9 protein-coding genes are annotated in these 11,736 nt (G+C 52.6%); all 9 read right to left on the bottom strand.

Going from position 1 to position 11,736, the window contains the following annotated elements; genetic code table 11:
- Nucleotides 1-132 precede the first annotated feature (132 nt).
- A complete protein-coding gene (locus R6U67_RS05450) occupies nt 133-738 on the bottom strand; it encodes an NAD(P)-dependent alcohol dehydrogenase (protein WP_410251607.1) in 606 nt (201 codons plus the stop codon).
- A gap of 38 nt (nt 739-776) precedes the next feature.
- Nucleotides 777-3,851 (bottom strand): UPF0182 family protein, encoded by a 3,075-nt coding sequence (locus R6U67_RS05455; protein ID WP_410251608.1) that lies wholly within the window; start codon nt 3,849-3,851, stop codon nt 777-779.
- 15 nt (nt 3,852-3,866) lie between these two features.
- Nucleotides 3,867-5,465, bottom strand: coding sequence for a serine/threonine protein kinase (locus R6U67_RS05460; RefSeq protein ID WP_410251609.1), 1,599 nt, complete (start codon nt 5,463-5,465; stop codon nt 3,867-3,869).
- 121 nt (nt 5,466-5,586) lie between these two features.
- Nucleotides 5,587-5,811 carry a DUF4327 family protein gene (locus R6U67_RS05465; protein WP_087709414.1) on the bottom strand — a complete coding sequence of 75 codons (225 nt, stop codon included), beginning with the start codon at nt 5,809-5,811 and terminating at the stop codon, nt 5,587-5,589.
- Nucleotides 5,812-6,068: 257 nt separating this feature from the next.
- Nucleotides 6,069-6,953, bottom strand: a complete 885-nt coding sequence (locus R6U67_RS05470; protein WP_410251610.1) for an alpha/beta fold hydrolase — start codon at nt 6,951-6,953, stop codon at nt 6,069-6,071.
- Between the two features lie 116 nt (nt 6,954-7,069).
- Nucleotides 7,070-9,268: a glycogen debranching N-terminal domain-containing protein gene (locus R6U67_RS05475; RefSeq protein ID WP_410251611.1), complete on the bottom strand. Its 2,199-nt coding sequence runs from the start codon at nt 9,266-9,268 to the stop codon at nt 7,070-7,072.
- 115 nt (nt 9,269-9,383) lie between these two features.
- Nucleotides 9,384-9,572, bottom strand: a complete 189-nt coding sequence (locus tag R6U67_RS05480) for a hypothetical protein (protein WP_410251612.1) — start codon at nt 9,570-9,572, stop codon at nt 9,384-9,386.
- Nucleotides 9,573-9,623: 51 nt separating this feature from the next.
- Nucleotides 9,624-10,706 (bottom strand): glycosyltransferase family 4 protein, encoded by a 1,083-nt coding sequence (locus R6U67_RS05485; RefSeq protein ID WP_410251613.1) that lies wholly within the window; start codon nt 10,704-10,706, stop codon nt 9,624-9,626.
- Between the two features lie 639 nt (nt 10,707-11,345).
- A complete protein-coding gene (rbfA, locus tag R6U67_RS05490) occupies nt 11,346-11,723 on the bottom strand; it encodes a 30S ribosome-binding factor RbfA (RefSeq protein ID WP_410251614.1) in 378 nt (125 codons plus the stop codon).
- Nucleotides 11,724-11,736: the final 13 nt, after the last annotated feature.

An 11,736-nucleotide genomic window follows, 5' to 3' on the forward strand; every position in this document is an offset into this window, starting at 1 on the left:
CGAAAGAATGGGACTTTCAAGAATCGCTATTAAGACGATTCTCAATAAGCTAGGGTAAAATTTCCAAAATGAGAATTGCTGGCTAAAGCCGCTCGTGTCGTCTTTCATCCCCGCAACAAATTGACGGGGCTTTCAGACTCCCGTATTACTTTCGTAATCGATGACCTGATCGGCCCCTAACTGACTCACCAGGTCTTGATTGCTGGCACTACAGACCCCAGTTACGTTGGCTTCAAAGGCTTTGGCAATTTGCACCGCTAAGCTGCCGACTCCTCCTGATGCCCCGTTAATAAGAACAGATAACCCGGGGCGTAATTCACCTAAATCTAGCAGAGACTGCATGGCGGTGAGTCCCGCTAGGGGAACGGCGGCGGCTTCTGCAAAGCTGAGGCGAGTGGGTTTGGCAGCGAGATTTTCGGCGGGGATGATGAGATACTCGGCATAGGCTCCTCCTTCGAGGGGAGAGATAAAGCCAAAGACCTCGTCACCGGGTTGGAGGGTTTCCACGTCATCGCCGACGGCTTCGACAATTCCGGCCACATCACTTCCTAAGGCTTTGGGGAAGTTAAAGCCTGAGACGAGGCCAAAATCTCCTCGTCGGACTTTCCAATCAACGGGGTTAACGCTGCTGGCCATGATCTTCACCAGGACGTGATCGCCCTTGGCAACGGGGAGGTCGCGATCGCGATACTCCAAGACATCAGGGTTTCCATAGCGGTCGATGAGGATAGCTTTCATGGGTGAGGATGGAAATCAGCAACAAACGTGAATCTTGGTTAAGGGAGTGGGGCTAGGTCTCCTTGATCGTCGGCAAAGCCTGGGAAGAGTCCTTCAATGGAACGGATAATACTGCGATCGGGGAGACGTTCGGGTTCAAAGATAGCATCGAGGGCGCGATCGAGATTGGGGGCCATGACAATTTGGTCGTCATCCGCCACAATCACCCGAACTAGAGTCGGTAAGGCGTTTTGTTCGGCTTCAAGATAAACCGGTTCAACATAAAGGAGAGATTCATCAATGGGAATCACCAAGAGGTTTCCTTGAATCACTCGCGATCCCTGGCGATTCCACAAGGAGAGTTGTTGCGAAATCAGGGGATCTTGGTTAATTCGGGCTTCAATTTGCCCCGGACCATAAATTAACTCCTGTTTTGGGAATTGATATAACAACAATCGGCCATAATTCTCCCCATCCGATCGCCCCGCCAACCAGGCGATGAGATTCGCCCGTCCACGGGGAGTAAAGGGGTGCAGGAGAATAAACTCCTCGCTCGTTTCCTCCGGTAACTTCATGATCAGATAATAGGGTTCAATGGTTTGTTGTTGGTCGCGGTAGGTTTCGGTGGGGACTTCCCATTGATCCTCTCGATTGTAAAAGACCAGGGTATCGGTCATGTTATAGGTCAACAGCCGTTCCGATTGCACCTCAAACAGGTCAATGGGATAGCGAATATGCCGCCGTAGGGAGTCGGGCATGGCGCTGAGGGGTTGGAACAGGTCTGGGAAGATTTGCTGATAACTTTGGATGATGGGATCTCGCGCATCGGCAATGTAAAACTGTACCGAACCGCTATAGGCATCAATGACGACTTTAACGGAGTTACGGATGTAGTTGAAGGGATGTTCTCCGGGATCGGCGTAGGGATAGCGATCGCTGGTGGTGTAAGCGTCGAGAATCCAGTACAAGGTATTCCCCTCCACGTCAGCGGCGGTCTGAGATGAGTCGGGGTTGGTATCGGCGATGACGAGATAGGGGTCGTTGTCGTAGCGGAGGAAGGGGGCGATCGAACGAACTCGGCGATCGATATTGCGGCGAAAGAGTAACTTGGTTTCTGGACGAAAGTCATCGGTGAGCAACATCCGCCAATCTCGTAAATAGATGGCGTACAGCCAACGTCGCCAACCCCTGCCAATGGTTACCCCACCTTCGCCATCGTAGATGTTATAGACATTCTCCTCGCCCTGGGGATAGTCAAACTCTTGAACGCCGGTATTGGTCATGACATAGTTGTTGGTCAACTCGCCATAGTAAATACGAGGCGTTCCAATGGGGATACTTTGGCGGATGCGTTCATCCGTTGCTTCGATGGGGGTTTCGATCGCGTCTTCATCGTCTCCCCGCGCAATTCCCCGCACAAAGTATTCCGGTAATCCATTGGGGGTGGCGGTGTTGACGGGACTCATCGTGAAGCCGTAGCCGTGGGTATACACCAGATGTTTGTTGATCCAAGTTTGGGCGCGATCGGGAACCGAGTCAAAGTCTAATTCTCGGGCGGCTAGGATCACTTGGCGGGTTTCTTCCTCGGCGACACCGTCAGCATTGATTTCCCGAGGAATGCTGTAACGGTCAATATCGGCATTGAGGAAGCGATAGTAGAGGCGGATTTGTTGCAGTTGACGATTGGTTTCGAGGAGGGGGCGCGTGTCCCACAGACGTATATTACGGATGGTTAAATCATTGGCGGCGATCGCCGCTTCGTCGAGAGTGGCGGTGGGGTTAAAGCTTTTCACTTCGATGGTATCGAGGTCGAAGCTGCGCCGGGTAAAGGCGATATTGTGGTCAAGATAGGGGGCTTCTCGGGCGGGTTCATTGGGTTGAACCAGGGTTCGTTGTACCAGTTCGGGAAGGGCGCGGGTACTGACGAGGGCGGCGATCGCATAGCCACTGAGAATCAGGTACAGTGGTGGAATGAGAATTTTTGGGGCATGATGTCGTTTGTGGTGGAAGGGACGGGGAGTGCGACGGCGGCTGAGGATGGGATAGCTGCCGGAGAGAGCTTCCCAGAGGAGGAGGACGGAGATGGCGATCGCCAACCAAGAGAGGGCCGTATAGGCTGGTAATTTCGTGGTGACATCGGCATAACTCGCCCCATAGGCCACCCCATCTTCGGAATACAGTAACCCATAGCGTTGCAGGCCATTACTCAAGGCCAACACCCCCATCAAAGCACTGCCCATGCCTTGTAAATGCCGTTGTTGGGCATGGGAAAACCCCGGAAACTCCCCATTACTGAGAGTATTTTCACAGAGAAGATAGATTAAGGTGACTGCCACAAAGCAAAAACTTGCCAGCCCAAACATCCAAAATTCTATCAATTCCCAGATGGGAAATTGATAGATATAAAAGCTAATATCTAAATCAAAAAGTGGATCCGTTATTTCAAAATCAACGGGATAAAATGCTTTTAGGATTTGCGACCAATGTGCCGGCAAAATCAGAGCAAAGGTCACACTTAGACCCATCGCTAAACTGCGTAATACGGCACGGGGAAACCACAAGACTAGAAGTGGCACCAGAATTAAGACTCCCCAAGCAAAGGGATAGTCTGTCATGGGTTGTAACCCAAGTAAGAGTTGGAACGGATTGAGTCGTTCAATGGACTGGGGGCTAATGCTGGGAACCGTCCAATCCGGCTGCCAGCGCTCTTGAATGAGGCGGCTATAGTAAAGGATGAGAAGCCCGAGGAATGCCCCTAAACTGACGCCAATCAGTAGCACTATTCCTAAACTAATTGCCGGAGTTTGTTGTCCTTTTCGGGACAAGTTTGGTTTATCGTCTCGGAAGGTTTGCGGGCTAATCTTTTGGTCTAAGGTCGGTTGTAGAGATAGGTAATCTCGGGGTTTGGCTGGATGTTTGAGTCGTTCAGCCAGGGAAAGATTTCCCCAGCACACCAATAGGCTCACTCCCGCTACGATCAGCCAAATGACCCCTTGGGTTTGCAAACGTGTCAGGAGAACAGAAAAATAGCCGACCGATGTAAACCAGAGGACTTCTCCCTGAAGTTGCGCCAGCAAATCGAGGCTGAAGACGACTCCAGCGAGGATAACAAGACTCTGGAAGACAGGTTTCACGAGGATGACTGGGGGCTATTGGCCATCAGGATTACGACTGGGGTCGAAGATGTCGAGTTTTTGATCACCGAGGATGTTCCCGTTGTCTTCGGGTAAGAAGTGCTTTTCGGGATCTTCGGATTCCAATGGAGGTATGATGTCCTCCAAGACGGGTTGAGTCCTCTCCGGTTCGGGAGTGGGTTCAGGAGTCGGTTCGGGAGTCGGTTCAGGAGTCGGTTCAGGAGTCGGTTCAGGAGCAACATCGAGATCACCGTCTTCGATAGACTCTTGAGTGGGTTCAGGGGTGTCAATGGTTTTCTGTTCGAGCCATTGTTCATCCTCTTGAGGGAGAAGATTATCCTGAGATTCCTCGGGGATTGGCTCGGAGGGAACTGAGGCGGGAGGAACTGGGGTGTTTTCAGCGGCTGGAGTCGCCTCTGGAGTCGGTCGGTTGTTGGGTTGCACCGGTGTCTCGCCGGTGGTCTCGCCGGTGGTCTCGCCAGGGGTCTCGCTATTATCGCTGCGAGCTTGGTGCAATTCCCAACCGAGGCTGATACTTCCCAAGAGGAGTCCGAGGGCGAGTAGGCCCCCCATAATGAGACGGGGGGGAGCCGGTGGGGTCAGTTTCTCTTGAGATGACTGAGAGTGAGCGGATGCGGCTACTCGTTTTGGGTCTGACGGGGTGGGATTCGGGGAGGCTTTGGCGGACTGGGCCGATCGCTTGGGGGTCATTTGGGTGACCACTTGACTGGGGGCCGCCGGGGCGATCGCGATGGTTTGTAATTGGGAGTTGACCTCGGAGGGAACGCCGTTGGCCGAGAGAGCGGTGAGCATTTCGGCGGCACTGGTAAAGCGATCGCGCGGATGGTAGGCTAGGGCGCGATCGAACACCTGAATCAAGGCTTGGGGAAGTTGGGTATCCCCTGACGGCAGCACTTTACGCCATTGCAGGTCTCCGGTGACGGGGTCGCTGGGAATCTCACTGGGATTTTTCCCCGATAGCAAGAACAGGCCCGTCAGGGCGAGGCTATAGAGGTCGCTGCTGTAGGTGGGTCGTCCGGCGGCTTGTTCGCTGGCCATAAACCCGGGGGTGCCAATGACGACTGAGGACATGGCCGGTAAATCGCTATCCTGGACGGCTTCTTTAACAGCACCGAAGTCGATCAGAACCGGCAAACCATCAGGAACCCGCAAAATGATATTATCGGGTTTGATGTCCCGATGGATCATCTGATGGCGATGGACATGATCTAGGACAGGAAGAATGGCGTGCAACACATGGACGACGGCGGTTCCCGTCCAAGGACCCTGACGTCGAACCTGTTGAGTCAGGGTTTCCCCCTCAATCCACTCTTGGACTAAATAAAATTGCCCATTTTCGCAAAAATAGGCGTGAAGTTCCGGGATTTGGGGATGTTGCTGGCCGAGGGTTTCTAAAACCGCCGCCTCTCGTTCAAATCGCTGTTGGATGACCGATTGCTTGGCTTCGGTTTGGGTCGTCAGTTTCAGTTGTTTGATGACGCAGCGACGACGGGAGGGAAGATGGGTATCTTCGGCTAGATAGGTGCAACCGAAACCTCCCTGTCCGAGGGTATCGAGAATCTGATAACGGTTGTTTAGACGCGACGAAGCCATGAATAGCCTCCTGAGTGGCGGCGGGATAGGGTGAGATCTTGGAGTCGTTCCCGAGGAGACTCCGACATTCACCTCACAATTACCTGACAATTATGGCAGTTTTCCCGAAACTTCGACGGCTCTATTCGTCCTCTTCTTCCCAAACTTCGACGGCGAGAAGTTCACTGAGGGGATCTTGCATGGAAAACTCGAATTCAAGTAATTCTTGTTTAATTCTAGTCCAGTCATCGCCGAAGAGAAAGGCGATTTTCCAGATGCGATCGCCCGGTTTGACGATTTGAGAATCAACCAGCGATCGAACTTGACGCTGGACTTTTACCATAGGGTGAATCACCTGATGGTTCATAAGACCTCTTGAATTTTTCAAATTCTCTTTAATTAACGGTTTAGTACGAGTTGGGCAGTGCTTAACAGATTGCTTCGAGATCGACTGCCAGTAGAACTCCGATACTATACCAATATCATAACTGCTCCAAGTTTGACAAGCCCCAGGGGTAACATTTTGGCAAATCCAGGGTTGAATTGCCTAAAATCAGCCGTCGAAACCGGTTCAGAGACCGGCAGCCCGCGCGTTTGTTGTTTCAGGGCAGTTGTCCCCTAGTTTTAGAGGTTTTCGGCGTTTTTCACCTGCTGCAACAGCCAATCTCGGACCCGAGGATTGACCAAGTCGGGGGCTTCATCTTGGGGACAATGACCGACACCGGGGAGGGAAATAAAGTCATCGACGGCCGGGTACTCAGCCAATTGGCGGCCCAATTCTACCGGTTCCCAGGGATCGTCTTCCCCCCAGAGAATCAACGTGGGACAAGGTAACTGTTCTAGGAGTTCTTCGGGTAATGGCCCTTGAGAGTAGCGCGTAAAGGCGATAAAGACATCACTGGCGCGGCGATCGCGTCCCGGTTTTAACAATAACTCCACTAACTCATCGGTGACCGCCTCTTGCCGTCGATAGGCTTGCAGGAGAACCTTGCGGACCGTCTTGGCGGTGGCTAACTGCTGAAAGAAAAATGTCCCCACAGGCTTGATTCCCAGGAGATTCTGCAAGATTGGCGCGGTCATCCGTTTGAACCAAGGTTGACTGGCCCGGCGTTTATCGTGCAGAAGCCGTAGGGAACAGTTCAATTGGACAACTCCCCGCACCCAGTCAGGGTGAGAGACCGCCGTTTGCATCACCACCACACAGCCGATGGAGTTCCCCACTAGAAACGCGGCTTCCCCCACCACCTCTCGACAGAAATCGGCCACTAAATCGCCCCAGGTTTCAAAGGTATAGTCAATCACTAAGCCGGGGGTGGGTTTATGGGATTGACCAAATCCCAGTAAATCCAAGGCGTAGACGCGGCCCACTTGCGCCCAGTCGGGGATATTCTTGCGCCAATGGCCCATCGAGGCGCCAAATCCATGAACCAGGACGATCGCCGGCCCCGCGTCTCCTTGCCGACTATAGCAGATGCGAAACCCCCGCCAGAGCCAAGTCTGGGGGGACATGGGCGGGGATATTGGCGGCGATACGGGTGTGGCCGATGCTGGCCCATCAGGTGCAGAACGAGAAGAGATCATCACACTAGGCTAATCTGTTACATTTCTTCATGTTAACCGCTTTTTTACGGGGCGATCGCCACATCGAGATCCCCCTGGCCATTCAACACCTGCACCTCGGGGCCAGAATCCCCCATCTTGACCCGCAAATCGAGGCGGGCCGTTCCCACCCGCAACCCTCGTAGTTCCAGCCGTTGACATTGAGAGAGTAGACGGGGATCCTTCAAAACTAATCGCTGTTTAGCCGCCTCAGGATGGAGGTTTAACGCCATCTGGACTAATTGCATCAGACAGCCACTGGCCCAGGCTTGGGGAGAACAGGCCACGGGATAGGGAATCACCGGATGATTGTCCTGGCGAGGGTGGCCACAAAACAGTTCTGAGGGTCGGTGTTGGTCTTGTTGCTGGGCCATTTCAAAGAGATTCTCAGCCAGAATTAGGGCCGATTCCGTTTCGCCAATATGACGTAAGCCTACGGCGATCGCAGCGGTATCATGGGGCCACACTGACCCGATATGATAGCCGTCTGCCTCATAGGCGGGGGATTGACTGCTAAGGGTACGAATCCCCCAACCGCTATATAAATCCGGCTGCATCAATCGTCGGGCCACAGCTTGGGCCTTGTCCGCCTCAAAGATATCGGCAAATAAGCAAAGTCCGGGATTGGAGGTAATACTATCAATAGGCGTTCCATCTTCGGCCAAAGCCAAAGCACAATAGTTTGGCTCAGATAGCCAAAAATCCCGATTAAAGCGTTGTTTGAGCTGTTTCGCGTCCTCTTGCCACCGCTGTTGCAGGTCAGATCGTCCGAAGATGGCGGCTAACTCACTCCAACGGGTTTTGGCGGCATAGGCATAGGCTTGTACTTCACACAGGGCGATCGCCCCCTCGACTTGCTGGCCGTTGCCATCGACAATACAATCGCCGGAGTCTTTCCAGCCTTGATTACGGATTCCTCGGGACGATCGCCGCAGATAGCGTACATAGCCGCTGTCTTGCAAGTGGCGATCGATCCACTCCATGGCCGCTAAGACATTCGGCCAAAGCCGACGCAAGGTTCCCTCATCAGCGGTCCAGGCATAGTAATCTGTTAGCAGCAACAACCACAGCGGGGTGGCATCGATGGTTCCGTAGTAGGGGGTATGGGGAATTTCACCACAACGGGCCATTTCGCCAACACGCACTTCATGGAGAATTTTGCCGGGATCTTCATCATGCCAATCACGGTTTAGGGTTCCCTGGTGACGAGCGAGGGAAATGGCGGTATCTCGGGCTAAATGGGGGGCAATGGCTAAGGTTTGCGATGAGGCGATGGTTGAATCTCGCCCGAAGAGGGTGGAAAACCAGGGAATCCCGGCCGATAATATCGTCTCTTCTCCAAAGGACTGCCGTAGTAGATAGATATCCCGCTGCGAACGTTTCAATACCCCGTTAATTTGGGGGTTGTCGCTGCTGATTTGAGTGGTTTGGCTTTTCCAAGTCTTCCAGGTGTTTTGCACCCGTTCCCGTGCCATTTTAAAGGAGTCTGGCGGTTGGGTTTGAGTCGCCAATTGGTTATCTGTTAACAGCGTTAAGCGATAACCCAGATATTGGGGAATCTCGGGGGCTAGAGTCAGATTCCAGGTGGCGGTTTGTCCGTGAATCTGATCGGGGGGTTGTCCCTGAAACTCAATCACCGACTCCACTAAGGCCCCATCTAAGCCACAATAGGCAAAGCGTAGGCCGGGATTGGATTGGGGGCGGGATTGGGCAAGTTGCAGCGGTTGGCCTCGTTGGGTGCGATCGCAGTAGCGACGAACTTCAAATAAATCCAGGAAATCCGCATCAAATTCTAATTGAATCGAGAGAGACACGGGAGTCGCCTGGCGGTTGATGAGGGTAATTTGTTCAAAGAGGCCGCCACAGAGAATCAGATGACGTTCAATTTCAACGGTTCCCGCCTCTGTCTTCGTCTCTGGGGGATAGCTGTAGGTAATGATGGCCTCATCTCCCCGAGTGGCATCATAGCCCTGCAATTGGGGAGATTGACCCTCAATGGTCAATTGTGATTGACTCAGAAATCGAGTATCTCGACAGAATAGGCCCGTATGGGTTGAGTCCGTGGCTCCAAGGGTATTTCCTAGGTGATCCGTTGTGAGAAATACATCGTCAAATTTGAGAACTAGAGTTGCTTTTGGCGGTTGCTGTAAGGAGGATGGACGTTGATGATGATCGCTTTTTGGTTCATAGCAACGACCAAAAAACTTGTGAGTTTGGTCAGCCATGGACAATTAAGAATAAACAATTAATACTGGACAATTCACGGAAGATTCAATAAAACAGGTCAGGGTGCAGTCTCCGGTGGAAATCCTGAGGCTGCACCCTCCGTTAAGCCAAGGATTAGGCGGCTGTCTGACTCATGGGCCTTGTCGCAACTCCCCCAGTCTGGGCGGTTCCTGGGGCGTTGCGATCGCCAAATGAGCGAATCGGCATCTCAAAGCTACAGGCGTTACAGAACCAATAGAGTTGACCCATACGGATATGTTCCAACATGGATTTACCACAACAGGGACAAGATTTAACAGACATTGGTCGGTCCTCACAAATTCGTTTAAACAGCAGATGTCAACGGAGTGCAAGTTAGGCCACCGCCAAGGGAGGGGCAGGAACTCGATGACCATTTTGGACCCACCGTTGATGCAGGACTTTTTGATAAGCCGCTTCGTATTTTTCCACCATGCTGCTGACGCTAAAACTACGAGAGACTAAATCGCGACTATGTTGCCGATTGAGGGGTTTCACCTGAGAGACGGCGGCGACCATCTCATCGAGACTGTGACAGATAAAGCCGGTGGTTCCCTGGGCGATGATTTCGGGAACAGCCCCCCGACTCCAGGCAATGACCGGCGTTCCGGTACACATCGACTCAATCATCACTAAACCGAAGGGTTCATCCCAGGTAATGGGAAACAGGGTGGCGGTGGCATATCCCAAGAGATTCACCTTGTCGTGGTGGGAGAGTTCCCCGTGGTATTGGATTTGGTCCCCATCGAGATGAGGGGCAATTTTTTCGGTAAAGTAACGGCGGTCAACCGCGTCAATCTTACCCGCCATTTTCAACGTCCAGCCGGTTCGTTTGGCAATCTCAATGGCGAGGTGTGGCCCCTTTTCTGGGGATAGGCGACCCAGGAAGGCTAGATAGGGCGGGTCATCGGCCGGTTTGGTGATGAAGGGATAGTCTTCGATGGCAATGCCGTTATGAACGGTTCGCACGAAGTTTAGTTCAGGGACCCGTTGCTGCTGGGCATCGCTGATACTGATGTAGGTTTGATGACCGTATTGCCGGAAGACTTCCTGGTTTTCTAGGGTAAACCCATTATGCAGGGTGTGAACCACGGGAGTGGTCAGCATTTCGGCGTAGGGCAATGCTGAATAGCCGGTGTGGAAGTGGATCATGTCAAATTCGTCGGCCCGGTCCAGAACCCGTTTGTATTGCAGAACGTCGTAAATGGCCGGTTCGATGACGTTGGGGTCGAGTCGCAGGGCCTGGGGACAGACGGAGTCCAATTCCGCCAGGGTTTGGGAGTCCCCGGAGGCAAACAGGGTCACTTGATGACCTCGGCGACAGAGTTCGTCGGTTAGATGACCGACGACGAGTTCAATTCCTCCATATCCCGGAGGGGGTACTTGTTCCCATAAAGGCGAAACTTGGGCAATTCTCATGGCTATTTCCTTGCTTTGTTAAGAATCCAGGTCGATTTACCTAGCGATCGCGCCAGGACAAAACCGGGTGAAGTTTCTCGACAATTTGGGCAGAAACTTACCGCTCGGGGTTTATTCAGTCAGAAGAATTTGTGATGGGTTCGTTAACGGAAGTTGGCGACTGGCATGGTGATTGCCTCCTGGAATGAGTTAGGCGATCGCCCCAGTTGGGATGTCTCGGGATCTTACCTCCTAGACTAATCTAGAGGGCATTGGGCGATATCAATGTGACACCGTCTCAATACCTCCTGAGTATCGCAGAGTCTCTCGCGCCCTGTCGAGTCGAGTTAACCGAACCTCCCCGCGATCGCCCAATTCTTCTCCCTGCCTTGCTTTTAGCATTTTGTAACATCTATTACCATAAAAATCTCTCGTTTTTCTTGACAAGCTTGCTCAGGCTTGCTATTATTAAATTAATTCAAGTTTAATCCTTTAATTTATCGATTTTGATAGCTTAAATGGATAGGCTTGCGCCGCTCCGGTGCGGGCGGCGTCGAGCCAAACATCTAGGCTGCGCATTTTTAGGGACTCCCCTAATTTCTGTACAGAAATTAACCTAAGAGAACTCGGGAGAGCCATCTCGTCCCGAGTTTGAGAAATTTAGGGGGTCTCGTCGTCGTCCTCAGCCGAGCGAGCGATACGATTAAGAAGATCGAGAGTGCGATCGCCGCGTTCGAGGGAGCGATCCTCAACGAACTGCACCTCAGGAGTGCGCCGCAACCGCACCCGAGCTCCGAGTTCCCGTCGGACATAACTGGTGGCCGAGGTTAAGCCAGCCATCGTTTCAGCCCGGGCCTCATCGGTGCCATAAATACTGACGAAGATTTTAGCGTGTTGCAAATCTCCCGAGACATTAACATCCGTAATGCTGACCATGCCAGCCCCGACGCGATCGTCTTTAATGCCATGCAGCAACAAATCACTGACTTCCCGTTTAATCAGGGAAGCCACGCGGGATGTGCGACGGTTAGTAGCCATACTCTTTGCTCTC

Origin of the sequence: Sodalinema sp., from assembly GCF_046483825.1 — a bacterium.
Taxonomy (GTDB): Bacteria; Cyanobacteriota; Cyanobacteriia; order Cyanobacteriales; family Geitlerinemataceae; genus Sodalinema.

Bases quoted from the DNA above. Each gene is read 5' to 3' on its own strand.
- R6U67_RS05450 (WP_410251607.1), bottom strand. From the start codon at position 738: ATGAAAGCTATCCTCATCGACCGCTATGGAAACCCTGATGTCTTGGAG.
- R6U67_RS05460 (WP_410251609.1), bottom strand. From the start codon at position 5,465: ATGGCTTCGTCGCGTCTAAACAACCGTTATCAGATTCTCGATACCCTC.
- R6U67_RS05465 (WP_087709414.1), bottom strand. From the start codon at position 5,811: ATGAACCATCAGGTGATTCACCCTATGGTAAAAGTCCAGCGTCAAGTT.
- R6U67_RS05470 (WP_410251610.1), bottom strand. From the start codon at position 6,953: ATGTCCCCCCAGACTTGGCTCTGGCGGGGGTTTCGCATCTGCTATAGT.
- R6U67_RS05475 (WP_410251611.1), bottom strand. From the start codon at position 9,268: ATGGCTGACCAAACTCACAAGTTTTTTGGTCGTTGCTATGAACCAAAA.
- R6U67_RS05480 (WP_410251612.1), bottom strand. From the start codon at position 9,572: ATGTCTGTTAAATCTTGTCCCTGTTGTGGTAAATCCATGTTGGAACAT.
- R6U67_RS05485 (WP_410251613.1), bottom strand. From the start codon at position 10,706: ATGAGAATTGCCCAAGTTTCGCCTTTATGGGAACAAGTACCCCCTCCG.
- rbfA (WP_410251614.1), bottom strand. From the start codon at position 11,723: ATGGCTACTAACCGTCGCACATCCCGCGTGGCTTCCCTGATTAAACGG.